The 19,530-nt window shown below is 70.1% G+C and carries 21 protein-coding genes; all 21 read left to right on the plus strand.

Annotated elements, in window-relative coordinates; translation table 11 throughout:
* Window positions 1-20 precede the first annotated feature (20 nt).
* The 21 genes from Q8Q85_11355 (at window position 21) to Q8Q85_11455 (ending at window position 19,178) form a co-directional block, all read left to right on the plus strand.
* Window positions 21-764, plus strand: coding sequence for a YebC/PmpR family DNA-binding transcriptional regulator (locus Q8Q85_11355; GenBank protein MDP3774851.1), 744 nt, complete (start codon window positions 21-23; stop codon window positions 762-764).
* Window positions 761-1,261, plus strand: coding sequence for a crossover junction endodeoxyribonuclease RuvC (gene ruvC, locus Q8Q85_11360; protein MDP3774852.1), 501 nt, complete (start codon window positions 761-763; stop codon window positions 1,259-1,261). The genes Q8Q85_11355 and ruvC overlap by 4 nt, the downstream gene beginning before the upstream one ends.
* Window positions 1,258-1,845 (plus strand): Holliday junction branch migration protein RuvA, encoded by a 588-nt coding sequence (gene ruvA / locus Q8Q85_11365; protein ID MDP3774853.1) that lies wholly within the window; start codon window positions 1,258-1,260, stop codon window positions 1,843-1,845. Before ruvC ends, ruvA begins: the two co-directional genes overlap by 4 nt.
* 1 nt (window position 1,846) lies before the next feature.
* The gene (gene ruvB, locus Q8Q85_11370; protein ID MDP3774854.1) at window positions 1,847-2,878 is read left to right on the plus strand and encodes a Holliday junction branch migration DNA helicase RuvB; all 1,032 of its coding nucleotides are present in this window, start codon (window positions 1,847-1,849) and stop codon (window positions 2,876-2,878) included.
* Window positions 2,875-4,929 (plus strand): GWxTD domain-containing protein, encoded by a 2,055-nt coding sequence (locus Q8Q85_11375; GenBank protein MDP3774855.1) that lies wholly within the window; start codon window positions 2,875-2,877, stop codon window positions 4,927-4,929. Before ruvB ends, Q8Q85_11375 begins: the two co-directional genes overlap by 4 nt.
* Before the next feature lie 5 nt (window positions 4,930-4,934).
* Entirely contained in the window at window positions 4,935-7,067 is a 2,133-nt protein-coding gene (locus tag Q8Q85_11380) for a GWxTD domain-containing protein (protein ID MDP3774856.1), read from the plus strand.
* A 68-nt stretch (window positions 7,068-7,135) separates the two neighbouring features.
* Window positions 7,136-8,074 carry an SMP-30/gluconolactonase/LRE family protein gene (locus Q8Q85_11385; protein MDP3774857.1) on the plus strand — a complete coding sequence of 313 codons (939 nt, stop codon included), beginning with the start codon at window positions 7,136-7,138 and terminating at the stop codon, window positions 8,072-8,074.
* A 7-nt stretch (window positions 8,075-8,081) separates the two neighbouring features.
* Window positions 8,082-9,143 (plus strand): tRNA preQ1(34) S-adenosylmethionine ribosyltransferase-isomerase QueA, encoded by a 1,062-nt coding sequence (gene queA, locus Q8Q85_11390; GenBank protein MDP3774858.1) that lies wholly within the window; start codon window positions 8,082-8,084, stop codon window positions 9,141-9,143.
* A gap of 63 nt (window positions 9,144-9,206) precedes the next feature.
* Window positions 9,207-10,439: a tRNA guanosine(34) transglycosylase Tgt gene (locus Q8Q85_11395; GenBank protein MDP3774859.1), complete on the plus strand. Its 1,233-nt coding sequence runs from the start codon at window positions 9,207-9,209 to the stop codon at window positions 10,437-10,439.
* Window positions 10,403-10,759: a preprotein translocase subunit YajC gene (gene yajC / locus Q8Q85_11400; protein ID MDP3774860.1), complete on the plus strand. Its 357-nt coding sequence runs from the start codon at window positions 10,403-10,405 to the stop codon at window positions 10,757-10,759. The genes Q8Q85_11395 and yajC overlap by 37 nt, the downstream gene beginning before the upstream one ends.
* Window positions 10,756-11,295 carry a peptide deformylase gene (def, locus tag Q8Q85_11405; GenBank protein MDP3774861.1) on the plus strand — a complete coding sequence of 180 codons (540 nt, stop codon included), beginning with the start codon at window positions 10,756-10,758 and terminating at the stop codon, window positions 11,293-11,295. The genes yajC and def overlap by 4 nt, the downstream gene beginning before the upstream one ends.
* Before the next feature lie 23 nt (window positions 11,296-11,318).
* Window positions 11,319-12,254 (plus strand): methionyl-tRNA formyltransferase, encoded by a 936-nt coding sequence (gene fmt / locus Q8Q85_11410; GenBank protein MDP3774862.1) that lies wholly within the window; start codon window positions 11,319-11,321, stop codon window positions 12,252-12,254.
* Window positions 12,251-13,081, plus strand: coding sequence for a sulfur carrier protein ThiS (gene thiS, locus Q8Q85_11415; protein MDP3774863.1), 831 nt, complete (start codon window positions 12,251-12,253; stop codon window positions 13,079-13,081). Before fmt ends, thiS begins: the two co-directional genes overlap by 4 nt.
* A 15-nt stretch (window positions 13,082-13,096) precedes the next feature.
* Entirely contained in the window at window positions 13,097-13,900 is an 804-nt protein-coding gene (locus Q8Q85_11420; protein MDP3774864.1) for a thiazole synthase, read from the plus strand.
* Between the two features lie 161 nt (window positions 13,901-14,061).
* On the plus strand, window positions 14,062-14,526 hold the full coding sequence (locus Q8Q85_11425) for a PASTA domain-containing protein (GenBank protein ID MDP3774865.1): 465 nt from the start codon (window positions 14,062-14,064) through the stop codon (window positions 14,524-14,526).
* A gap of 7 nt (window positions 14,527-14,533) precedes the next feature.
* On the plus strand, window positions 14,534-15,220 hold the full coding sequence (rpe, locus tag Q8Q85_11430) for a ribulose-phosphate 3-epimerase (GenBank protein MDP3774866.1): 687 nt from the start codon (window positions 14,534-14,536) through the stop codon (window positions 15,218-15,220).
* Entirely contained in the window at window positions 15,217-15,750 is a 534-nt protein-coding gene (locus tag Q8Q85_11435) for a TlpA disulfide reductase family protein (protein MDP3774867.1), read from the plus strand. Before rpe ends, Q8Q85_11435 begins: the two co-directional genes overlap by 4 nt.
* 1 nt (window position 15,751) lies before the next feature.
* Window positions 15,752-16,411 carry a YbbR-like domain-containing protein gene (locus Q8Q85_11440; GenBank protein MDP3774868.1) on the plus strand — a complete coding sequence of 220 codons (660 nt, stop codon included), beginning with the start codon at window positions 15,752-15,754 and terminating at the stop codon, window positions 16,409-16,411.
* Window positions 16,408-17,457 carry a tRNA (adenosine(37)-N6)-threonylcarbamoyltransferase complex transferase subunit TsaD gene (tsaD, locus tag Q8Q85_11445; protein MDP3774869.1) on the plus strand — a complete coding sequence of 350 codons (1,050 nt, stop codon included), beginning with the start codon at window positions 16,408-16,410 and terminating at the stop codon, window positions 17,455-17,457. The genes Q8Q85_11440 and tsaD overlap by 4 nt, the downstream gene beginning before the upstream one ends.
* Before the next feature lie 49 nt (window positions 17,458-17,506).
* Window positions 17,507-18,340: a prolipoprotein diacylglyceryl transferase gene (locus Q8Q85_11450; protein ID MDP3774870.1), complete on the plus strand. Its 834-nt coding sequence runs from the start codon at window positions 17,507-17,509 to the stop codon at window positions 18,338-18,340.
* A gap of 304 nt (window positions 18,341-18,644) precedes the next feature.
* Window positions 18,645-19,178: a hypothetical protein gene (locus Q8Q85_11455; protein ID MDP3774871.1), complete on the plus strand. Its 534-nt coding sequence runs from the start codon at window positions 18,645-18,647 to the stop codon at window positions 19,176-19,178.
* Window positions 19,179-19,530 lie beyond the last annotated feature (352 nt).

The raw sequence follows: 19,530 nt of genomic DNA on the forward strand, positions 1-19,530 counted from the left end.
CGCATCCGCGGAGGCACGGCGTGGCAGGCCACAGCAAATGGAAGCAGATCAAGCGCAAGAAGGCCGTCACCGACCAACGGCGCGGCGCGCACTTCACTAAGCTCATCAAGGAAATCACCGTGGCGGCGAGGCAGGGCGGCGGCGACCCCGCCGGCAACGCCCGCCTGCGCTTCGCCATCGAGACGGCACGCGCCGCCAACATGCCCGCCGAGAACATCGACCGCGCGGTCAAGAAGGGCACCGGCGATCTCGAGGGCGTCCGTTACGAGGAAGTCACCTACGAGGGCTACGGCCCCGGCGGCGCGGCGATCTTCATCGAGGTCACCACCGACAACGCCAACCGCAGCGTGGCCGACATCCGCCACCTCTTCGCGCGGCACGGCGGCAACCTCGGCACCAGTGGCTCGGTGGCGTGGATGTTCGACAAGCGCGGCCAGATCTACCTGGACGCCACGCGCAGCGACGAGGACGCCGCGATGGAGGCGGCGCTCGAGGCCGGCGCGCTAGACCTGACCCGCGAGGGCGACCAATTCGTCATCACGACGAACGTCTCCGACTTTCACGCGGTGCAGGAAGGGCTGCGGCGGAAGAAGATCGGGTGGGAATCGGCGGAGATCGTCATGGTGCCGAAGTCCACGGTGAAGGTGGAGGGCGGTGACGCCGGGAGGCTCGTGAAGCTGATGGAGGCGCTCGAGGAGCACGACGACGTGTCCAGGGTCTCCTCGAACTTCGACGTCGACCTCGAGGCGCTGGCCGAAGTGTGATCGTGCTCGGGGTGGACCCGGGCACCACCGCCACCGGCTACGGCGTGATCGAACGCACCGGTCCCGGCCCGCATCGCCTCATCGAATGCGGCGTCGTCCGCGCCCCGGCGCGCGCTCCCCTGGAGCAGCGCCTCGCCGCGATCTTCGAAGCCCTGACCGACCTCATCGCCCGTCACCGGCCGGACGCCATGGCCATCGAGGACGTCTTCGTGGCGAAGAACGTGCGCAGCGCCCTCGTACTCGGCCACGCGCGCGGCGTGATCCTCCTGGCGGCGGCCCGCGCCGGCGTGCCCGTCGCGACGTACCCGCCCGCCGTCATCAAGAAGGCCGTCGTGGGCGCCGGCGCCGCGACCAAGGAGCAGGTGCAACGGATGATCACGCAGCTCCTCCGGCTCAAGACCGCGCCATCGCCATCGGACGCGGCGGATGGCGTCGCCGTCGCACTGACCCACTCCCTCCGGGCCGGCCGGCGCTTCCGCCGCGCCGTGGTCGGATGATCGCGCTCCTTACGGGAACGCTCGCCCTCAAGGAGGCGGACCGCATCGTGGTGCGCACGGCCTCCGGGGTGGGGTATGAGGTCTTCGTGCCGACGCGCGCGCTCCAGACCCTGCCCTCCCCGGGGCATCCGGTGGAGATCCACACGCACCTGGTGGTGCGCGAGGACAGCCAGACCCTCTACGGCTTCGTGACACCGGAGGAGCGGCGCGTCTTCCAGCGCCTCATGCAGGCGAGCGGCGTCGGGCCGAGGCTCGCGCTCGGCATGCTGTCGGCGCTGTCGAGTGAGCGCATCGTGCGGGCCATCCGCGAGAAGGACATCGCCGCGCTGGTGAGCGTGCCGGGCGTGGGGAAGAAGACCGCCGAGCGGCTGGCGCTGGAGCTGGCCGACAAAACCGACGACCTGGTCGCGGAGGCCGGCGCGCCGATGACGACCGCGAGCGACGCCGCGACCAAGGCCCTGGTGCGGCTGGGCTACCGCGCCGCGGAAGCCGACGACGCGGTCCGCCGCGCGCTGGTCGCCGACGGCAAGCGCGACACCGCCGAGATAATCAAGGCGGCGCTCGCCTACCTGGCGGGAGGCTGACGTGCCGGCGCGATCGCAGATCACCACGCCGGACATCCTGCCCGAGGAGCACGGGGCTGAGGCCTCGCTCCGGCCGTCGCGGCTCGACGAGTTCGTCGGCCAGCCCAAGGTGCGCGAGAACCTCCAGATCGCGATCGACGCGGCGCGGCACCGCAAGGAGCCGCTCGACCACGCGCTCTTCTTCGGCCCGCCCGGCCTCGGCAAGACGACGCTCGCCATCCTGCTCGCCAAGGAGATGGGCGTCAACCTGCGGACGTCGTCCGGCCCGGTGCTCGAGCGGCCCGGCGACCTGGTCGGTCTCCTCACCAACCTCCGCAAGGGCGACATCCTCTTCATCGACGAGATCCACCGCCTCCGGCCGACGCTAGAGGAGTTCCTCTATCCGGCGATGGAGGACTGGCGCGTCGACGTGCGCATCAGCGAGGGCCCACACGCCGAGACGATCCCGATGGCGCTGGAGCCCTTCACGCTGATCGGCGCGACGACGCGCTACGGGCTGCTCACCCCGCCGATGCGGGCGCGGTTCGGCATGGTGGAGCGGCTCAGCTTCTACCCGCCGGAGGACCTCACGACGATCGTGACGCGCTCGGCGGGGATCATGGGAGTCACGACCGACGCCGACGGCGCCTCGGAGATCGCGCGGCGCAGCCGCGGCACTCCGCGGGTGGCCAACCGCCTGCTCCGCCGGGTGCGCGACTACGCCCTGGTGCGCGCGGACGGCGTCATCACCTGCGACGTCGCGAAGCAGGCGCTGGCGCGCCTCGACGTGGACGAGTTCGGCCTCGACGACATGGACGCGCGCATCCTCACCACCATCATCGAGAAGTTCGAGGGCGGGCCCGTGGGCCTGGGCACGGTCGCCGTCGCGGTGGGCGAGGACGCGGGTACGCTGGAAGAGGTGTACGAGCCGTTCCTCATCCAGCAGGGGTTCCTCCAGCGCACTCCCCGCGGCCGGATGGCCACCGCGGCCGCGTACCGGCACTTCGGGTTCGCCGTCCCGCCCGGCGCGCAGTCCACCCTCTTCGGGTCGTGACCCGCCTCGCCCGCACCGGCACCGCGCTGCTCGCCGCCGTGGCGCTCGCCGGTCGCGCCGCCGCCCAGGACAGCGCCCGCGCCGACCGGCGCTCGCGTCGCGACGCGGTCCTGCCCGACACTCGCTACCGGATCGCGATCCAGCGGGACCCGGGCAACGCGAGACTGCACCTCGAGTTCGGCCGCTGGTACCGGCGCGAGCCGACGCCGTGGATGCGCATGCAGGCGACCCCTCAGTTCCGCGAAGCGATCCGGCTCGCGACCCAAACGGGCGATCACGGGCTGGTGGCCGATGCCGAAACCGAGATCGCGAAGGCCGCTTGGGTCTCCTACGAGCGGTTCGGACGGACGTATCAACTGATCGGTACCACGACCGCCTTCAACATCCCCGAGAGCCTCGCCAGGTGGCGCTACGTGGAGGAGTTTTTCGCGAACCGGGCGCAGCCGCTCCGGCCCGACCGCGGCGAGATGGAGTACGCCACGGCGGAAGAGCACGCGAGCGCCGCCCTCGCCGCGCAGCCGGGTCATCTCGGCGCGACCGCCCTGCTCGCGGTGATCCTCGGCGACCACGGCCGCTGGGAGGAGATCGTGACCCGGGCGCGCGCCGCGATCCGGGCGCACCCCGCGGAACCGGACGGGTACCGCGTCCTGGGCCTAGCGCTCCAGCACGGGGGCCATATCGCCGGGGCGGCGCGCGCTTTCGCGAACGCCCTCGCGCGCATGACGGCGGACCAGCGCCGACCGTACGAAAACCTCGGCGCCATCCTGCGCCGCGCGGATCAGGCACACTACGACTCCCTCCCCCCCGACCAGCAGGCGGAGCTGCGACAGCTCTACTGGGCGGTCGCGCAGCCGCTGGCGCTGGACTCCGTCAATCCCGCACAGGTCGAGTACTACGCGCGCGCGACCTACGTGGACCTCAGGTGGACGGTGCCCGAGGAGCAGCTGGTGGGCTGGCAGAGCGACCGCGGCGTGATCTGGTTGCGCTATGGGCCGCCGGAGATCTGGGCCACACTCCCGGGCGGCATGAGCGAGAGCAACTTCCTCACGATCTGGGTGTATCCGAAGCGCCGCAGCCGCTTCGTCTTCCAGGGCATGGCCAGCTACGCGCGGTCGACGTTCTCACAGGACTACGCCTGGTACGCCGACGAGGCGCGGGCCGCGGCCCCGGTGCGTTTCGACAACGTGCCGGCCGTGGTGGAGATGGACACGATCGTGGCGCAGCTGGCGCAGTTCCGCGGTCCCGCGGGTGCCACCACGCTCGCGGTCTTCGGCTTCGTGCCGGTGGGGCGCATGCTCCGAGGCGTGGACCTCGCGACCGCCGACTTTCAGATCGGCGCCATCGTGAAGGATCAGCGGATGCGCGACGTGGTGCGCAGGGTACGCACGGAACGATTGCACGTCGGCGACAGCGCCCAGCTCGAAACCCGGACTTGGCGGCTGGATCTTGCGCCCGACACGTACCTGCTCCGCCTGGAAGCGCGCCCTCCGGCCACGCAACGCGCCGCGCGGGGGATGACCGAGCTCACGGTCGAGCGGTTCGGCGCCGGTGCGCTGGCGCTCTCGGACGTGGTGCTGGCCGACCGGATCGAGCCGCGCGACAGCGCGCCCTTGCGCTGGACCGACTACCTCATCGATCCCTCGGCGGGACGGGTGCGCCACGGCGCGCCGATCGCCTTCCTGTGGGAGCTGTACAACCTGACGGGCGACTCGGCGGGAGTCGGGCGCTATCGGGTGGAGCTGGGCATCGCCGTGCGGGCCATCGAGCGGCTCGGCTTCGCGGCGCGGATCGTCGGCGGAGTGGCGGACGCGGTCGGCGTCACCGCCCTCGGCGACACGCTCGTGGCGCTATCGTTCGAGCGGGAAACGAACGTGCGGGGACGCGCGGGCCTCCCGACCCAGGTGGACGTGGAGCTGCGGGGTGCCCCCGATGGGGACTACACCGCGACGGTCACGGTGACCGACCTGCGGACGGGGCAGGCAGCGCAGCGAAGGCGGGATTTCGTCGTCACGACCCGGCCCGGCGACCGGCCGAGAGACCGCGAGGACTGAGCACCATGCACTGGGAGAGCGCCCCCGGAATGGAACGCATGGTCCGCACCGTCGTGGCCCCAGCCGCGCTCGCGCTCGGGCTCGTCGTGACGCCCGCCGCCGCGCAGATCCCCGCCGCGGCGGAATCCGCCGTGGCCCGCCGCGATACCCTGCTCACCGAAGCGGCCATCGAGGGTTTCCTGCGCCGCGAGCCTTCCAACGCCGCGCTGCGCGTGGAGGTCGGGCGATGGTACCGCCGTCACCATTACGCCTTCATGCGCGCCCGCGCGGATCGCTACTTCCGCGAAGCCCTCACCATGGCCCGCGCGCAGGGCAACCGCCGCGTCGAGGCCGACGCCGAGACGGAGCTGGGCCGCACCGCATTCATCCGCTACGAGCAGCTCGGGCACCGCTACACCCTGCTGGGCGACGTGACGTCCATCGATCCCATGCGCGCCATCAACGACTGGCAGTACGTCGAGCACTTCTTCCGGACGTACGCGTTCGCGAACACCGGCATCGGCGCGGGGGACTTCCGCGCCGCGGAGGACCACGCCCGCGCCGCGCTCGCGGTCGTGACCGGACACCTCGTCGCGACCGGCCTCCTCGCGACCATCCTCGGCGACCAGGACCGGTGGGAGGAGCTGGAGGCGCCGGCGCGGGCCGCCATCCGGGCGTTCCCGCGTGAGCCCGACGGCTACCGGATCCTGGGGCTGGCGCTCCAGCGCACCGGCAGGTTGAGCGAGGCGGCCGTCGCGTTCGAGCAGGCGCTGGCGCGGATGGACTCGGTGCGCCGTCGCCCGTATGAGAACCTCGGCCTGCTGCTGCGGCGCGCCGGTGCCGCCCACTACGACTCGCTCAACGCCGAGCAGCGCGCGGAGCTGAGACTGATGTACTGGGCGGTGGCGAAGCCGCTAGCGCTGGACTCCGTCAACCGCGTGCTGCTCGAGTTCTACGCCCGCACGACGTACGTGGACCTGCGCTGGACCGCGCCGGACGAGGGCGTCGCGGGCTGGGAGACCGACCGCGGGCTCACATACCTGCGGTACGGTCCGCCCGACGTGTGGGCGACGCTCGGTCCGCTGGCCGCCGGGAGCGAGCTCACCATGGACGCGGAGGACCTCACGCCGCTCGCCGGCGGCCGGGTCACGACGGTCTGGCTGTACCGGCAGAGCCATGCGCGCTTCATTTTCCAGAATCAGCGCGGCTACACGGCGGCGAGCTACGCGAGCGAGTTCTCGCTGTTCGCTCGCGAGGTGCGCGAGATGGCGCCGGTGCGCTTCGACAACGTACCCGGCATCGCGGCGATGGACACCATCCTGGCGCAGATCGCGCAGTTCCGCGGCCCCTCGGGCGGCACCACGCTCGCAGTCTACGGCTTCGTGCCCGCGGGCCGGATGTTCGCCGGCGTCCAGCTCCAGTCGGTCCCCGTCGAGCTGGCGGCGTTCGTGCAGGATGGGCGGTTGCGCGACGTGTCGCGCCGCGTCGCCACGCAGACTCTTACGCTGGGCGACTCGTCGCAGCTCGCTACCCAGACCTGGCGCTTCGACCTCTTCCCGGCGCGGGAATACCTGCTGCGCCTCGAGGCGCGGCAGCAGGCCACCGGGCGTTCGGCCCGCGCGATCATGGGCCTGGAGGTCCGGCGCTTCGGCCCCGGCGTGCTGGCACTCTCGGACCTCGTCGTCGCCGATCGGGTCGCCCCGCGCGACTCGTCGCCGCGCCGCTGGACCGACTTCCTCATCGATCCGTCGGTGGGCCGCATCCGGAGAGGCGAGCCGGTCGCGTTCCTCTGGGAGACGTACAACCTGACGGCCGACAGCTCCGGCGTGGGCCGCTACCGCGTGGAGCTCGCCGTCTACAGCAGGGCGCTCGAACGCCGCGGCATCGGCGCGCGGATCGTCGGCGGCGTCGCGGACGCGGTCGGCCTCTCGGCCCGCGGCGACTCCCTCGCCACGATCAGCTTCGAGCGGCAGGCGCCGGTCCGCGGCCGGACCGCGTTCCCGGAGTACCTCCAGGTACAGTTGGGCGATGCGCCGGAGGGGACGTACGGCGTCGCGCTCACCGTGACGGACCTCGTCAGCGGGCAGACCGCGACCTCGCGTCGCCAGTTCATCGTCACGACGAGGCCGGAGGACATTCCCAAACGGCTGCAGGACTGAAGCAACGGTTGAAGAATAGAAGACGTTGAGGGTTGAAGAGAAAAAGACGTTGAAACCGGGAGCGGACCATGAAGCGGACCACCGCAGGACTGGCTATCACGCTGGCCATCCTCACGGCGTGCCAGAAGCGGGAGCAGTCGGCCGCGGCGGCATCCGACTCGGCGATGAGCGTCGTGGATAGCTTCAAGACGCCCGAGTCGGTGCTCTACGATTCCGCGGCGGACGTCTACCTCGTCTCCAACATCAACGGCAGCCCGCTCGCCCAGGACGACAACGGTTTCATCGCGCGCGTCTCGCCCGAGGGCCGAGTCGTCGCGCTCCACTGGATCGACGGCGCCTCCGACAGCGTCACGCTCAACGCGCCCAAGGGCATGGCGATCAAGGGCGACACGCTCTTCGTCGCCGACATCGACGCGGTGCGCCTCTTCGACCTGGGAACCGGCCGCCAACTCGGCTCGCGCGCGGTGCGCGGCGCGACCTTCCTCAACGACATCGCGGTTGGGCCCGACGGCACGGTCTACTTCACCGACAGCGGCCTCAAGGCGGGGACCAGCGGCTTCGCGTCCTCGGGCACGGATGCCGTCTACCGTTTCGACGCCTCGGGAAACGCGGTCGCCATCATCCGGGGCGACAGCCTCGGGAGGCCGAACGGCATCGTGGTGGACGGGTCGGGAGCGTTCGTCGTCACCTCCGGCACGGGCGAGGCGTACCACCTCGACGCGAACGGCCGGCGCTCTTCCTTCCCCAAGCCGCCGCACGGCCAGCTCGACGGCATCGTGCAGGTGCCGGGCGGCCCGTTCTACGTCTCGAGCTGGGAGGACTCGTCCGTCATGTCCGTGACGCCGCCTAACGACACGTACATGATGACCGTGCACGGAGTGGCGTCACCGGCCGACATCGGCTACGACTCCCGGCGCCACCGTCTGCTCATCCCGAGCTTCCTGGGGAATCGCATCGAGATCCGGCCGCTCCCGATCATGGAGGGGGCGGAGACGATGCGGCGGTAAGACCGTCCTGAAGACCGCCGATTTCGACTATCGCCTCCCCCCCGAGCTGATCGCCCAGACCCCCGCCGAGCGACGGGACGGGAGCAGGATGCTGGTGGTGAGAAGGGGAGCGGGGAGCGGGGAGCGGGACCATTCGTCCGGGGCCGAACCGGCGGTGAGCCACCGCCGCTTCCGCGACTTCCCTTCGCTCGTGGAACCCGGCGACGTGGTCGTCATCAACGATTCGCGGGTGATCCCGGCGCGACTGCTCGCGAAGCGGCGCGGCGGCGGCGAGGCGGAAGTGCTGCTCGTGGCGCGTCAGGACGACGGCACCTGGCGCGCGCTGGTTCGGCCCGGCGCCCGCATCAAGCCGAGCGCCATGCTGAGTCTCGGCGGGGGCGACGTGATCGAGGTGGTCGATCGGCTGGCCGAAGGCGAGCGGCTGGTACGCCTGGTGGGCGACGGCGGCGACGATGGCGTGATCGCCCGGCACGGCCGGGTCCCGCTCCCGCCTTACATCGCGCGCGAGCCCACCGACCTCGACCGTGAGCGCTACCAGACCGTGTACGCCGACGCACCGGGTTCGGTGGCCGCGCCCACCGCCGGCCTGCACTTCACGCCTGAAACGCTGGACGCTCTCCAGGTCCGGGGTGCCACTGTCTCGCGCCTAACGCTGCACGTGGGGCCGGGCACCTTCCGGCCCGTCACGGCCGATGATCCGGCCCAACATCATCTGGACGCCGAGGCGTACGTGCTGCCGGAAGCGACGGCCGCAGCGGTGAACGACGCGCGCGCCGCGGGCCGCCACGTCTGGGCCGTGGGCACGACCGCCGTCCGCACCCTCGAGGCCAACGCGCAGTCCGACGGGGCGGTCACGCCCGGCGCGGGCTGGACCTCGCTCTTCATCCGCCCCGGCTACACCTTTCGCGTCGTGGACCGGCTGCTCACCAACTTCCATCTGCCGCGCTCGACGCTGCTCATGCTGGTGTGCGCGTTCGCGGGAAGGGAGAGGGTGCTCGCGGCGTACGCCGAGGCGGTGCGGGAGCGGTATCGGTTCTACTCGTACGGTGACGCGATGTTGGTCCTCTGAAGAGTTGCAGAGTTGCAGAGTTGCAGCCCAAGGCGCACCGGGGTTCAGAGTTGCGGAGGGTGGGTGTTCGAGTTTGAGCTCACGGCGACCGATGGCCCGGCGCGCGCCGGCCGGTGGAGGCTGCCCCACGGCATTGTCGAGACGCCGTGCTTCATGCCCGTCGGGACGCAGGGCTCGGTGCGCGCGCTCTCGCCCCGCGACCTCGAATCCATCGGCGCGAGCCTCATCCTGGCCAATTCCTACCACCTCTTCCTCCGTCCCGGCGAGGACGTCGTGGCAAAACTCGGCGGGCTGCACCGCTTCATGGGATGGCAACGCCCCATCCTCACCGACTCGGGCGGCTTCCAGGTCTTTTCGCTCGAGACGATGCGGAAGGTGAGCGAAGAGGGAGTCGAGTTCCGCAGCCATATCGACGGATCGCTCCGCCACCTCACGCCCGAACGCGCGGTCGAGATCCAGTGCGCCCTGGGCCCCGACGTCGCGATGGCGTTCGATCACGTCGTTCCGGGCCGGAGCGGCCGCGCCGATGCCGAGGATGCCCTGGCGAGGACGGAACGGTGGCTGGTGAGGGCGCAGAGGAGGTTTGAGGAACTGGTGAAGGGGGAGCGGGGAGCGGGGAGCGGTACCTTTGGAGCCGCGGGGTCGGCACCGGAGTCTCACTCCACACCAAAGGTACCGCTCCCCCAGGTACCGCTCCCCAACGTCCCGCTCCCTCAAACCCTCGTCCCCATCATCCAGGGCGGCATCTTCCGTGACCTCCGCCGCGGCGCCCTGGAAGGCATCCTCCGGATCGGCGACTGGAAAGCCGTCGCGGTGGGCGGCTTGTCCGTCGGAGAGCCCAAGGAGGAAATGCAGGCAGTCCTCGAAGACCTGGAAACCGTGCTGCCCAAGGGCATTCCCCGTTATCTTATGGGGGTCGGATTCCCGGAAGACGTGGTCCTGGCCATCGGCCGCGGGATGGACCTGGCCGACTGCGTCGCACCGACCCGGATGGGACGCAACGGCACCGCCTTCACCGACGACGGGCCGCTCAACATCCGAAACGCCAGGTTCCGGGAGGACGACGCACCGCTCGACGCCGGCTGCGACTGCGAGACGTGCACCACCTTCTCGCGGGGCTATCTCCGCCACCTCTTCGCGGCGGAGGAGTTGCTCGGCCTCAAGCTGATGTCGCTGCACAACGTGCGATACCTGATCCGGCTCGCGGCGCGCGCGCGGTCGGCCATCGTGGAAGGGACGTTCGACGGGTGGAGCCGCGCGTGGCTCGCCCGATACACGAGCAGGGAGTCGAAGTGAATGTTTTTGCGATGTTCCAGCCATCGGGCCAGCAGGGCGGCGGCTCGATGGTGGTGTTCGTGCTCCAGATCGCGGCGTTCATCGGCATCTTCTGGTTCCTGCTCATCCGGCCGCAGCGCCAAACCCAGAAGAAGCACGCGGAGCTGCTGAAGCAGCTGAAGAAGGGTGACGAGATCGTGACCGCGGGCGGCGTGGTGGGCGAGATCGTGCACATCAAGGATGACCGCCTCACCATCAAGTCCGGCGAGTCGAAGCTGGTGATCGAGCGCGAGCGCGTGACGCGCGTTATCCCGCGGGCGGAGGAGAAGGCGGCGTCGTGAGCCTGCGCAACATCCATCTCTTCGGCTCGCCGGTCCTCCGGCAGCGCTCCCCCGAGATCACCACGGTGGACGACGAGGTGCGCACTCTCATCGCCGACCTCTTCGAGACGATGCGCTTCTCCAAGGGCGTCGGCCTCGCGGCCAACCAGGTCGGCCTCGCCCGGCGCGTTGCGGTGGTGGAGACCGACGAGCAGCACTCGTACGCGCTCGTCAACCCGGTCATACTCGAGCGCCAGGGCTCGGTGAAGGACGAGGAAGGCTGCCTCTCCATTCCCGACATCTATGGCGACCTTGAGCGGGCCGAGCGCGTGGTGTGCGAGGCGGGGGACGAGAACGGCGTGCGCCGGCGCATCGAGGGCACGGGGCTCCTCGCCCGCGCGATCCAGCACGAGATAGACCACCTCGACGGCATCCTCTTCCTCGACCGGGTGGGGCCGTTCAAGCGGCGGCGCCTGATCAAGGACTGGGAGAAGGGCCGCAAGGGGCAGACCGGCTACATCAAGGAGCTCGCGGCCGAGGGCGCGGCGCAGGGCTGAGCCCGGCCAACGCAGAGGTTTCCGTGCGGGTCCTCTTTTTCGGCACTCCGGAGTTCGCCGTCCCCTCGCTCTTGGCGCTCTTGGGCGAAGGGTTCGACGTCGTCGGCGTCGTGACCCGCCCCGACCAGCCGACCGGCCGCCACCGCTCGAAGGCCTCGCCATCATCGGTCAAGATCGCGGCGCTCGCCGAGGAGATCCCCGTGCTCCAGCCCGACCGCCCTTCGGCCGACGAGTTCCTCGCCGAAGTCGCGGGCTTGGCGCCGGACATTTCGGCGGTGGTGGCCTACGGTCATATCCTGCCGGAGCGGCTGCTGAGCGTCCCGCGGCTCGGCTCGGTGAACATCCACGCCTCGCTGCTGCCCGCGCTGCGCGGCGCCGCGCCGATCCAGCGCGCCATCCTGAAGGGATTCACCGAGACGGGCGTGACCATCATACAGATGGACGCCGGTATGGACACCGGCCCGATCCTGCACCGGGTCACGACACCCATTCTCTCCGACGAGACCGGCGGTGAGCTTTCGGTGCGGCTCGCGGAGATGGGCGCGCTGGCCCTGGTCGAGGCGCTTACGCTGATGGAGGAGACGGGCCTGACGCCCCAGCCGCAGGATGGCGCGCAAGCGACCTACGCTCCCAAGCTGACGCGGGAAGAAGAGCGGATCGACTGGCGCTCGGGCGAGGGGGGGGGGGCCGAAGCAGTGACGCGCCGCATCCGCGCCTTCGATCCCACCCCCGGCGCGTGGACGGAGTGCCGCGGTCTTGCCATCAAGCTCTTCGGTGCTCGCGCCGCGGAGGGCAACGGCAAGCCCGGCGAGGTGCTGGTTGCCGGCGAGCTGCTGCGGATAGCGTGCGGCGGGGGCTCCGTCGAGGTGAGCGACGTGCAACCGGCCGGCCGCGCGCGGATGAGCGTGAAGGCGTTCGTGAACGGACGCGGCGTGGCGAAGGGAGACGTGCTGGCATGATCGCCGCCCTGCCCCGCCTGCACGCCGTCACCGATGACCGCGTGATCGGCGAAGGGCGCGTGGTGGAGCGCGTCGCCGTCATGGCGGCGGCGGCAGGTCCCGCGCTCGCGCTGCACGTCAGGGCGCGCGCGCTTGAGGGGCGGCCGTTGCTGGCGCTGGCGCGAGCGGTGAAAGAGGCGTGCGCGGAGCGTGGCGCGTGGTGCGTGGTGAACGGTCGGGCGGATGTGGCTCGCGCGGCGGGGGCGCATGCCGTCGTGAGCGGGCGAACCGGGCTCTCGGTGCGAGACGTGAAGCGCGTGGCGCCATCCGCGATGGTCGGCCGCTCGGTGCACGACGACCACGAGGCGCGCGCCGCCGCGGCTGAAGCCGCCGACTTCCTGATCGCGGGCGCGGTGTACGCGACTCCGAGCCACCCGGACGCGTCGCCGGCGGGCCTCGGCTTGGTGCGTGAGGCGGCGGCGCACGGTAAGCCGGTGGTCGCCATCGGCGGCCTCACGCCCGAACGGACGCCCGAGGTCATCGCCGCCGGCGCGTGGGGCGTCGCCGCGATCCGCGCGCTATGGGACGCGGCCGATCCGGCCACGGCGGTCATGGCCTTCCTGGCAGCGCTCCCCGCGCCGAGCGGCATCGTCCTGGTGGTGAACGGCGAATCCCGCCGGGCGCGCGCGGGTAGTACCCTGGCGGACCTGCTCGGCGACCTTGGCCTCGACCCGCGGGCGGTTGTGGTCGAGCACAACCGGCATATCGTTCGGAGGGACTCGCTCGGCGCCACGCCGCTCGCCCAGGGCGACGCGATCGAGCTGGTCCATTTCGTAGGCGGTGGATGAACGCGTGAGGACCGCATGACCACGACAGTTTCGGCGCCCGTCTTCCAGGACACCCCGTTCGAGGTCGGGGGGCGCTCGTTCCGTTCCCGGCTCCTGGTGGGCACCGGGAAGTACGCGGACAACGCGACCATGGTGCGCGCCATCGAGGCCTCCGGCGCGGAGGTGGTGACGGTGGCCGTTCGCCGCGTGAGCCTCGACCGCACCAAAGAAGAGGGCGTCCTCCATCACCTCGACCCGTCGCGGTTCTTCCTGCTCGCCAACACCGCGGGCTGTTTCACGGCGGAGGACGCGATGCGTTACGCGCGGCTCGCGCGCGAGGCCGGGTTCAACGAGTTCATCAAGCTCGAGGTCATCGGCGACCAGCAGACTCTGCTGCCCGACGCGGCCGGCCTGCTCGAGGCTACGAAGCAGCTCGCGAAGGAAGGCTTCAAGGTGATGGCGTACACCAACGAGGACCTGATCACCGCGCTGCGCCTCGAGGATGCGGGGGCAGCGGCCGTGATGCCGCTCGCCTCGCCCATCGGCTCGGGGCTGGGCCTCCTCAACCCGTACCACATCCGGATCATCAAGTCGCGGCTCAAGTGCCCGGTGATCGTGGACGCGGGCGTGGGCACGGCGTCCGACGCGTGTGTCACGATGGAGCAGGGCGTGGACGGGATCCTGATGAACACTGCGATCGCCGCCGCGCGGGACCCGGTCGCGATGGCGCACGCGATGCGGCTCGCGACCGAATCGGGCCGCGCCGCGTACCTGGCCGGCCGGATGCCGCGCCGCGAGATCGCGGTGCCGTCGAGCCCCACGACGGGGATGCTCCAATAGCCCTGTTCAAGCGCTCACGGGGCGCTGGGAAGCCGGCGCGCAAGGGCGGGATCGAACCGCCCGCCAAGCCCGCGGCCAAACCTCGCCGGAGTACCTCCGGCGGATCCGGGTGGCGAGCCCGCGCCAAGTGGGTCGCCTGGCTCGTCGCCGGTATCGCCGTGATGGCGGGGTCGGGCTATCTTGTGGCCGCGCTCGTGCTCTTCCCGTCGCCGCTGCTGCCCAACGAGCGGAACGTGACGCGGGTGATCGGACTCGGCGCGGACGAAGCGCGGCAAGAGCTGCAGCAGAAGGGGCTATCGGTTGAGATCGCGGGAACCGAACCGCACCCGACCGCGGCGAGCGGCGCGATCATCTGGCAGGACCCGGCCGAGGGCACCGCGGTCCCGCGCGGCTCGGTGGTCAGGCTCACCGTCAGCGGTGGCCCGCCTCGGGTGATGGTGCCCGACGTGCGCGGCCTGGACCTCGACCTGGCGCAGCGTCTACTGAAGGCTGTCGGCCTCACCGTCGGCGCGGTGGACACCGTGGACGAGAAGGGCGCGATGTCCGGCGTCGCGGTGGGCACCGAGCCACCCGCGCGGGACAGTTTGGCGATGGGCCGGAGCGTGATCATCTATCTGTCGAGGTAGCAGCCGCGTGACGATTCGCATCGCGCCCAGCATCCTCAGCGCCGACCTCGCCCATCTCATGGACGAGGTGGAGCGCGTGCTCGCGGGCGGCGCGGACCAGGTCCACCTGGACGTGATGGACGGGCGGTTCGTGCCCACCCTCACCTTCGGCGCGCCGGTGGTTCAGTCGCTGCGCCGCTTCACCGACGTGCCGCTGGACTGCCATCTGATGGTGGAGGATCCGGAGAACTACATCGGGCCGTTCGCGGATGCCGGCGCCACCTTCCTCACCATCCACGCGGAAGCGACGCGGCACCTGCAGCGGCATCTTTCGGAGATCAGAAAGCGCGGAATGAAAGCCGGCGTGGCGATCAACCCTGCGACGCCGCTCACCGCGATCGAGGAGGTCGTGGACGATATCGACCTGCTGCTCGTCATGTCGGTGAACCCCGGCTTCGGCGGCCAGAGGTTCTGGGAGCCGGCGGTGGAAAAGGTGGCGCGCGCGCGTACCATACTCGACCGCGTGGAGAGCGGGGCGCTGCTCGAAGTGGACGGCGGCGTGTCGCGCGAGACGGTGGGCCGGCTCTCGGCGGCCGGGGCCGACACCTTCGTGGCGGGGAATGCGATATTCACGGTGCCGGACGCGGCGGCGGAAGTCCGCGAGCTGAGGCACCTGGCCCAATCGGCCCGATCCGGGAAGGCGATGCGGGTATGAAGAAGCAGTGGATCATCGTGTTGGTCGTGGTGGGCGTGCTCACGGCCGGCGCCGTCATGGCGGTGAAGCTCTCGCCCGACATCTTCCCGGTGGAAGTGGGCTCGCGCGCGCCGGACTTCACGGCCGCGGACCTCGCGACGGGCGACCCGGTGACGCTCGCGAGCTATCGCGGCCAGGTCGTGCTGTTGAACGTCTGGGCCACCTGGTGCGAGCCGTGCCGGATCGAGATGCCGTCCTTCGAGCGGCTCCATCAGGAGCTGGGCCCGCAGGGCCTCAGGATCGTTGCGGTCAGCATAGACGAGGCCGGCCCGGACGTGGTGCGCGAGTTCCAGCGGGAGTACGGGCTCACCTTCCAGATCCTGCACGACCGCTCCCGCGCGATCGAGCGGACCTACCAGACGACGGGCGTGCCGGAGAGCTTCGTCCTGAACCGCGAGGGCCGCATCATGAAGAAGGTGATCGGCGCGACGGAGTGGGACTCGCCCGTGAACAAGGACCTGATCCGCCGCCTCCTGGCGCAGCGCGGGTAGCATGAGCGGCATCCGCGAAGTCCTGTTCCGCCGTTGGCAGCTCAAGGTCGCGGCGGTCGCCCTCTCAGTCATCCTCTGGGTCCTGATCCAGGCCGAGGAGACCACGTCGCAACTGGTGAGCGTCGAGCTGGAGCTCGAGGTGCCGCCCACCCTTGCGCTGGCGCGGCCCGCGCCGCCCATCCGCGCGCTGGTGACCGGCCCCGGGCGCGAGCTGATCAAGCTCTACGCTGCGCCGGTCATCATCCACGCCGCCATTCCCGCGAACGCCACCGTCCCGCGCTACACCCTCGCCATCGCGCCGGGAGACATCCGCCTTCCGCGCAACGCCAAGGTGACCATCCAGGACGTGGAGCCGCGCGAGGTGGAGCTCGACATCGACCGCTTCGTGACGCGCAACGTGCGGGTCGCGCTGCGCGGCGTGGTGGAGGCGGAGTCGGGATTCGCGCTCTCCGGCCCGCTGGTCCTCACGCCGAACGAAGTGCGAGTGAGCGGCCCCCGCATGCTGGTGGCCGAGGTGGACTCCGTGGTGACCGAGCCGATCGAGGTTCGCGGGGTGACGGCGGCGTTCGAGCGAACGGTACTGCTGGATACGCTGCGCAGCCTCTACCTGCGGGTATCGCCGCGCGAAGTCGTGCTGTCGGGCCGGGTGCGGAAGTCGTGATCCTTACTCCGATCACCGTGCTGGGCATCGAGACCTCCTGCGACGAGACGTCGGCGGCGGTAGTGCGCGGCGTGCCTGACGGCGACCGCGCCGAGTTGGCTTCGTGCGTCATCCTCTCGCAGGACGTGCACCACGTCTACCAGGGCGTCGTGCCGGAGCTGGCGTCGCGCGCGCATCTCAAGGCGGTGGGGCCGGTGGTGGACCGCGCGCTCGAGGACGCGAAGTACCAGCTCGATGACGTTGACCTCGTCGCGGTGACCGCCGGGCCGGGGCTCGTCGGAGCGCTCCTGGTGGGCGTGAGCTACGCCAAGGGCCTCGCGCTCGCGATGGAGAAGCCGCTGGTCGGCATCCATCACCTCGAGGCGCACCTCTTCGGCACGGCGCTGGAGGATGTGGACGCCGCGCCGCCTTTCATCGGGCTCATCGTCTCGGGCGGCCACACGATGCTGCTGGACGTGGAGCGCTGGGGCCACTACCGCCTTCTGGGCGCTACCCGCGACGACGCGGTCGGCGAAGCGTTCGACAAGGTCGGTTCGCTCCTCGGTCTGGGCTTTCCCGGCGGGCCGGCCATCGAGCGCGAGGCCGCGAAGGGCGACCCCTCGCGCTACCGCTTCCCTCGGCCGATGCTCCACGGTGGCCAGAAACCGGGCGACAGCGACTACTTCGATCTTTCGATGAGCGGCCTCAAGACGGCGGTCGTCTACGCCGTTCGCGGCGTGAAGGACCTCGACGCCGAGCGGCCGCACCTGGCGCGCGGCTTCCAGGACGCCGTGATCGCCGTGCTGGTGGCGAAGGTGCTGCGCGCAGTGGAGCGGACCGGCCGTCCGCGCGTAGTGCTGGGCGGCGGGGTCGCGTGCAACGGCGCGCTCAAGCAGGCGCTCAGGGATGCGCTGAAGCAGCGCGGAGTGACGTTGCACTCGCCCACGCCGCGCATCGCCACCGACAACGCCGCGATGATCGCGCGCACCGGCCTCTTCCGCGCCTCCGAAGCCGGCGGCGTGGTGGACGCCGAGGCGCGGCTTCCCTTCCCCGGCCTGGAGCAGTAGCAATGCCGCACCCCTACACCCCACACCCCACACCCGACACCCCGTCCCCATGACCGTCTACCCGTTCCTCATCCACTTCGGCCGCTTCACCGTCACCGGCTACGGCATCATGATGATGTTCGCGTTCCTGGTGGCGGGATGGGTCTACGCCAGGGAGGTGGCGCGAGCCGGCATGGACCCGGCGATAGCGTGGGACAGCGTCGTGTTCGCGGTGATGGGGGGTCTCGCGGGCGGGAAGCTCTACTACGCCGCGCTGGTGGGAGACCCGAGGGCGCTGCTCTCGCGCGGCGGACTGGTTTGGTACGGAGGGTTTGCGGGCGGGCTGATCGCCGTCTTCGCCTACATGTGGTGGAAGAAGCTCCCAATCAGGCGGCTGCTCGACCTCATCTCGCCGGCGATGGTGGTGGGTTACATGCTCGGCCGGGTGGGGTGCTTCCTCGTCAACGACGACTACGGTCTGCCGACCGCGCTGCCGTGGGGGATGGAGTTCCCGCGCGGCGCGCCGCCTTCGACCGCCGGCGTGCTGGAGCAGCAGTTCCATCTCACCATGCCGCCGGGGACGCCCGCCGAGCAGGTGATGGCGGTGCACCCGACTCAACTGTACGAAGTGGCGCTGATGTTCCTCATCTTCTGGTATCTGTGGCGCATTCGCGAGCACCAGCACGGGGCGGGCTGGCTGTTCGGGCTCTACCTGGTGCTGTCGGCCGCGGAGCGGTTCCTGGTGGAGTTCCTGCGGGCCAAGGACGACCGGTTCTTCGCGCCGTTCACGCTGGCCCAGCTCTTCAGCGTCGGCGTGGTCCTGATCGGGGCATGGATGCTGCGCCGTTACGCACAGCCGGAGATGGCACTGAACGCTCCCCCGGCGCCCGCGCCGGTTGCGTAGACCGCCGTTCGGATTTCGAACGCCCGCTGGCGGTGAACAGCCCCGCAGACCCGCTTTGAGGCCCCGCAACGGTCGCCATGCGCCAACTGCGCGCCGAATTCCCTTACGCGCGCCATTCTCGACCGTAACCCCTTTCGCACCGTACGGCCGGCTCTTGCTGCATTGCGTGATTGGTTGCGCGTTTTACCCTGGTGTGCGGCCGTTCGCGTGGCCAGCTTACCGAGTGGTCGCCGTGAACCTATCGCGACCCCGCGAGCAACCCAATTGCAGTTAAGAACTAGTTAGGCAACACGGGAATGGCGGAATGCCCCGCTCTGGCAATGTTGACCGAACCATTCGGCAGTCGCTCCAGGCCTTCGCGGACAAGGCACTGGAACCATCGTGGCGCGGTCGCGAGCGAGAGGCAATCTCTCACTATGCCTTTGGCTACCTGCTGCCTCACTTCAATGGGCGTCTCCCGTTCAGCCATCCGGCTCAGATCGGCATCGAGGTCTGCGTCCCCGGGGTGCCCGACCACAATGTGAAGGGTCGGGTAAACAAGGATCTTGTTATCTGGGGTACGCGCCGAATCGCGGCTACTTGGAATGAGGAATGGCTGCCGACTTTCGCTCCACGCTGCATCCTCGAATGGACGTACAGCCGGACGGGGCACGGTTGGCGGAAGGCCTGGGAATACGACATAACATGGCTACGGGCGTTTACTGAGGAGCGACGTGGCTGCATCGGCTATGCCGTGGCCCTAGTCGTAGCAGCCGGATCGCAGCAGCTTTTGGTGGCGCGCGTAGCGCTCGGCCGTGCCAACCTCAAGTGGCTGGTTCATTCGCCACGTGTTGCCTAACAACCGTTGAGCCTGTGCGAAAACACCGTTCTGAGCACCCCTAAGTTGTTGATTTACAACGCTGCCACTGCTGCCAAAGTGGCGTTTTCAGACGGGCTCCGTTTGAAGCTGCAAGCGCGGCCCGCTGTCTTCGCATGGCAGGTCTGCGGTGGCCGCGCTGCAGCTTAAACCGGATCCGTTAGGCAGCCACCGCTGACCGCGCTCCTTGCGCCCACGGTGTCTCGGATGTACAGTCTTCTGTACATTCGGAGGGTGCATGAAACGAGTCCGCCTCAGCAGGGGCATCCAACCGCTCGCTGAGTTCCGCGCGAACCTGGCAGCGGTGCTTGACCAGGTGCGCCGAACCCGGCGC

Source organism: Gemmatimonadales bacterium (genome assembly GCA_030697825.1).
GTDB lineage: Bacteria > Gemmatimonadota > Gemmatimonadetes > Gemmatimonadales > JACORV01 > JACORV01.

What these genes read in the sequence shown, in the direction of transcription:
- Q8Q85_11425 (MDP3774865.1), top strand. Translation starts at nt 14,062, where the DNA reads ATGGCGGGGTCGGGCTATCTTGTGGCCGCGCTCGTGCTCTTCCCGTCG.
- Q8Q85_11420 (MDP3774864.1), top strand. Translation starts at nt 13,097, where the DNA reads ATGACCACGACAGTTTCGGCGCCCGTCTTCCAGGACACCCCGTTCGAG.
- Q8Q85_11385 (MDP3774857.1), top strand. Translation starts at nt 7,136, where the DNA reads ATGAAGCGGACCACCGCAGGACTGGCTATCACGCTGGCCATCCTCACG.
- ruvA (MDP3774853.1), top strand. Translation starts at nt 1,258, where the DNA reads ATGATCGCGCTCCTTACGGGAACGCTCGCCCTCAAGGAGGCGGACCGC.
- Q8Q85_11455 (MDP3774871.1), top strand. Translation starts at nt 18,645, where the DNA reads ATGCCCCGCTCTGGCAATGTTGACCGAACCATTCGGCAGTCGCTCCAG.
- Q8Q85_11450 (MDP3774870.1), top strand. Translation starts at nt 17,507, where the DNA reads ATGACCGTCTACCCGTTCCTCATCCACTTCGGCCGCTTCACCGTCACC.
- Q8Q85_11435 (MDP3774867.1), top strand. Translation starts at nt 15,217, where the DNA reads ATGAAGAAGCAGTGGATCATCGTGTTGGTCGTGGTGGGCGTGCTCACG.
- Q8Q85_11380 (MDP3774856.1), top strand. Translation starts at nt 4,935, where the DNA reads ATGCACTGGGAGAGCGCCCCCGGAATGGAACGCATGGTCCGCACCGTC.
- Q8Q85_11440 (MDP3774868.1), top strand. Translation starts at nt 15,752, where the DNA reads ATGAGCGGCATCCGCGAAGTCCTGTTCCGCCGTTGGCAGCTCAAGGTC.
- thiS (MDP3774863.1), top strand. Translation starts at nt 12,251, where the DNA reads ATGATCGCCGCCCTGCCCCGCCTGCACGCCGTCACCGATGACCGCGTG.